Genomic DNA, 3,540 nt, shown 5'->3' on the forward strand with positions numbered 1-3,540 from the left:
GGAAGATGACGACGCCGGCGCCCATCAGGATGTACCCGACCATGTCGAGGTCGACCCATTGGATGTCGACGTTCACCGCGAAGACGAGGATCGCCCCGATCACGAAGAGCGCGATTCCGCTGCCGATGCTCATGGTGCCTCCCGTTCTGCGACGCTATGCCGCACGTGGGAAGGATGTCGCCTGAGGAGGGCGCCAGGGAGGGGCTTGACAGCGGCCTCTGTCCGGGTCGCACGATATCCCGGTGCGGCGATCAGGCCGCTTCGACAGTCGGCTGTTGCGCCCAGAGATCTGGTCCGAACACCTCGTAGGAGATCCGCTCCGGCGGGACGCCGCGCGCCAGGAGTGTGGATCGACATGTGCGCATGAAGTCCAAGGGCCCACACATGAAGACGTCCGCATCGTCCGGCAGCTCGACGGCGGCGAGGTCCATGCGCCCCGACAACGCGGGTCGAAGAGTCGGCGCCGATCCCGCATCGTCTCGATACCAGTTCTGCGCACGGGCGTCTTCCATCGCCAGCACCTGCCTGCGCAAAGACGCGTACAGCACGTGAGTGTCGTGCGAGCGATCGGCATGGAACAGGCGCACGGTGCGCGCCGGGGAGTGGCGCGAGAGCTCTTCGACGATCGCGGCGACCGGGGTGATGCCGATACCGGCGGATACCAGGACGAGCGGAGTCTCATCGTGGTCGACGACGACATCGCCGGCAGGTTGCGACACGTCGAGCAGCGTTCCCGGATGTGCGTTCTCGTGCAACCATGTCGAGACCTGGCCGTCAGGCGTGCGCCCGTTTGCGCGCACACGCTTGATCGTCACGCGCAGCGAGTCGCTGCGGGGCCCGGACGAGATCGTGTACTGGCGCGGCTGGCGCGATCCATCCGGTAGATCGACGGCGATGGCCACGTACTGCCCCGCGCGGTGGGTCGCGACATCTCCGGAGACCGGAGCGAGGAGGAGCGACACGACGTCAGCCGATTCCTCGACCCGTTCCACCACTCGATGCTTCCGCCAGGGGTGATCGGGATCGGTGCCGCCGAGGGCATAGAGCTTCGCCTCTTCCGCGATCAGCGAGCATCCGAAGAGCCAGTAAACCTCGTCCCATGCGGCCCTGATCTCCGGCGTGACGGCGTCGCCGAGTACGGTTCCGACCGCATCGAGGAGGTGATGGCCGACGATCGTGTATTGGCGCGCCTTGATGCCCAGCGACACATGTTTGTGCGCGATTCGACGCATCACCGGTGCGAAGTCGGGTGCCTCGGGGTCGATCAGCTGCACGGCGAATGCGACGATCGATGCCGCAAGGGCCTTCGGCTGCTCTCCGATCGCCTGATTCGCCCGGTTGAACACTCGGAGCAACTCCGGATGCACGGCGAACATCTCGCGGTAGAAGCGAGTGGTGATCTCGTCGGCATGCTCTGCGACGACCCCCGCGGTCGCTCGGACGATCGCCTCGGATTCTGATGTGAGTCTCATGGCTTTCCGCCCCTCATCGTGATGGTTGTTCCACCATCTCGAGTCGTCGCGGACATCGCATTCCGTTCTACCGGTTTATTTCCGGTCGAACGTGAGACCGACGGTCGTCTCCCCGTCTACTCTCGCCACATGCCCCGCCGCGCCCATGACTTCCGCGGGCTGACACAACCCCGTCGGCTCCAATTGCTCCACGCCATCCAGCAGACCCCCGGACGCTCAGCAGGTGAGTTGGCGGAGCAATGCGGAATACCCCTCAACACCGTGCGTGATCATGTGCGGGTGCTCGAGGACGAAGGGCTGATCTGCAGTGAGACTCTGGTCCTGGGCAAGCGTGGCCGTCCGCCAGTGGTGTTTCACCCGGTTCACGACACCGCATCGAGCGCCGTGGCGCGCGCTCGCGTCGCGGGGGCTATCTCGCGGGGGCGCATGCTGCGGGCGATGTCGTGCGAGACCCCGCACGAGCTCGAGGCCGATGCGCTGCGTCAGGTCGATGTGCTCTACGAGCATCTCGATGATGCCGGCCTGAACCCGGTCGTCGACGAGAGGGCCCTACGATTCGACCTCACCCCGTGTCAGTATCACGACCTGCTCGTCGCGGATCAGGAGCTCGTCTGCGGTGTACATGCTCAGCTGGTGAGGGACGTTCTCCGCCACAGTGACGGCCCGCTCGAGGTGAAACTTCTCGAGCCGTTCGTCACGAGTCACACCTGCCGTCTGTTCCTCACGCGTGGCGACGCACGAATCGCTGAAGATGAAGAGTAGGGCGGGCGGGACTTGAACCCGCGATCGTTGGGTTATGAGCCCACTGCCTTAACCAGCTTGGCCACCGCCCCTTACGTCTCTCAGCCTAGCGGCCGAGACGGTCACGCCCGGGTAGCCGCGGAGTGGTTCCGCGAGTGCACGAGGTAGATATCGGCATTGGCGATCAGACCCTCTCGCTCCTCGTCGCTGAGCCCCCGACGCACCTTCGCGGGGACCCCGGCCACCAGCGAACCAGCCGGGATCTCCGCCTCGCCGAGCACGACCGCACCCCCGGCGATCAGACACCCGGCACCGATCCTCGCTCCGCTGAGTATCACGGCGCCCATGCCGATGAGCGTGCCGTCGCCGATCGTGCAACCGTGCACGACCGCGTTGTGGCCGATGGACACCTTTGCGCCGACCGATACGGGGTGGTCGGAATCCACGTGCACCGAGACGTTGTCCTGCACGTTGGAGTCCGGGCCGATGAAGATTCCTGCAGAGTCGCCGCGGAGCACGGCGTTGTACCAGACGCTGGCGCCGGCCGCGAGCGAGACGTTTCCGATGATGCGGGCGCCCTCCGCGACGAACGCCGTGTCAGCGATCGACGGGACGCTGTTCGGCAGGGCGAGGACGGAAGCTCCGGCAGCGATGCTCATGAGGCGAGGCTACCCGAATGCCCGCGGAATCATGCGGAAGTGAGCCCAGCCTCAGCTTGCTTGCGGAATGTCTCAGCCTGAGTAGCGTTGCATACATCAGATACGCGATTTCCCTCCGGAGGAGCACAAGATGAGCAAGGCACAGACCGTTTCCACCACCGCCATCGACCCGACCGTGGCTGCAGGGGCGGCCCAGTTCCTCTCCCCTGTCGTGCTCGGCCTCCAGGCGCTCACCGTCAACGGCAAGCAGGCGCACTGGCACGTGCGCGGCGCCAACTTCGTCGGCGTTCACGAGCTTCTCGACACGATCGTCGCGCATGCCGGCGACTTCGCCGACACTGCCGCCGAGCGGATCGTCGCCCTCGGCCTGCCGATCGACGCCCGTGTCAGCGCCGTGGCTGAGAAGGCCGGCGCGACCACCGTCCCCGCGGGCTTCACCCAGTCGGACGAGCTGATCCGCGCCGTGATCGCCGACATCGACGCGATCCTGGTCGATGTCAAGGCTGCCGTCGAGGGGCTCGACGAGGTCGACCTCACCAGCCAGGACGTCGCGATCGAGATTCAGCGCGGCCTCGAGAAGGACCGCTGGTTCCTCGTCTCGCACATCGCCGCCTGATCATCCACCGCAGAAGGGCCGGTTCTCCGTCATCGGAGGACCGGCCCTACTG

Annotated in this window: 5 protein-coding genes and 1 tRNA gene; 2 read left to right on the forward strand and 4 right to left on the reverse strand. The window is 65.9% G+C overall.

Translation table 11 applies throughout. The annotated features are described in order from the left end of the window. Together ACNPM4_RS13335 and ACNPM4_RS13340 are read right to left on the reverse strand one after the other, a co-directional pair. Positions 1-133: DUF6458 family protein (locus tag ACNPM4_RS13335; RefSeq protein WP_448986034.1), on the reverse strand; the 133-nt coding region annotated here is incomplete at its 3' end. Positions 134-251: 118 nt separating this feature from the next. Further along, the gene (locus ACNPM4_RS13340; protein ID WP_448985993.1) at positions 252-1,472 is read right to left on the reverse strand and encodes a globin domain-containing protein; all 1,221 of its coding nucleotides are present in this window, start codon (positions 1,470-1,472) and stop codon (positions 252-254) included. Between the two features lie 129 nt (positions 1,473-1,601). Here ACNPM4_RS13340 and ACNPM4_RS13345 point away from each other — a divergent pair, with 129 nt between their 5' ends. After that, positions 1,602-2,234, forward strand: coding sequence for a helix-turn-helix domain-containing protein (locus tag ACNPM4_RS13345; RefSeq protein ID WP_168380851.1), 633 nt, complete (start codon positions 1,602-1,604; stop codon positions 2,232-2,234). Here ACNPM4_RS13345 and ACNPM4_RS13350 read toward each other — a convergent pair. Then, positions 2,232-2,305: transfer RNA gene (locus tag ACNPM4_RS13350), tRNA-Ile, on the reverse strand. The genes ACNPM4_RS13345 and ACNPM4_RS13350 overlap by 3 nt on opposite strands. A gap of 30 nt (positions 2,306-2,335) precedes the next feature. Continuing rightward, on the reverse strand, positions 2,336-2,872 hold the full coding sequence (locus ACNPM4_RS13355; protein WP_372466847.1) for a gamma carbonic anhydrase family protein: 537 nt from the start codon (positions 2,870-2,872) through the stop codon (positions 2,336-2,338). Positions 2,873-3,002: 130 nt separating this feature from the next. Between ACNPM4_RS13355 and ACNPM4_RS13360 the strand changes: the two genes are divergently transcribed. Then, complete coding sequence (locus ACNPM4_RS13360) at positions 3,003-3,488, forward strand: Dps family protein (RefSeq protein ID WP_029263436.1); 486 nt, start codon at positions 3,003-3,005, stop codon at positions 3,486-3,488. Positions 3,489-3,540: the final 52 nt, after the last annotated feature.

It is taken from the genome of Microbacterium umsixpiens, assembly GCF_053543675.1.

Excerpts from the sequence above, each read along its gene's own strand:
- ACNPM4_RS13360 (WP_029263436.1), top strand. The coding sequence starts at position 3,003 with ATGAGCAAGGCACAGACCGTTTCCACCACCGCCATCGACCCGACCGTG.
- ACNPM4_RS13340 (WP_448985993.1), bottom strand. The coding sequence starts at position 1,472 with ATGAGACTCACATCAGAATCCGAGGCGATCGTCCGAGCGACCGCGGGG.
- ACNPM4_RS13355 (WP_372466847.1), bottom strand. The coding sequence starts at position 2,872 with ATGAGCATCGCTGCCGGAGCTTCCGTCCTCGCCCTGCCGAACAGCGTC.
- ACNPM4_RS13345 (WP_168380851.1), top strand. The coding sequence starts at position 1,602 with ATGCCCCGCCGCGCCCATGACTTCCGCGGGCTGACACAACCCCGTCGG.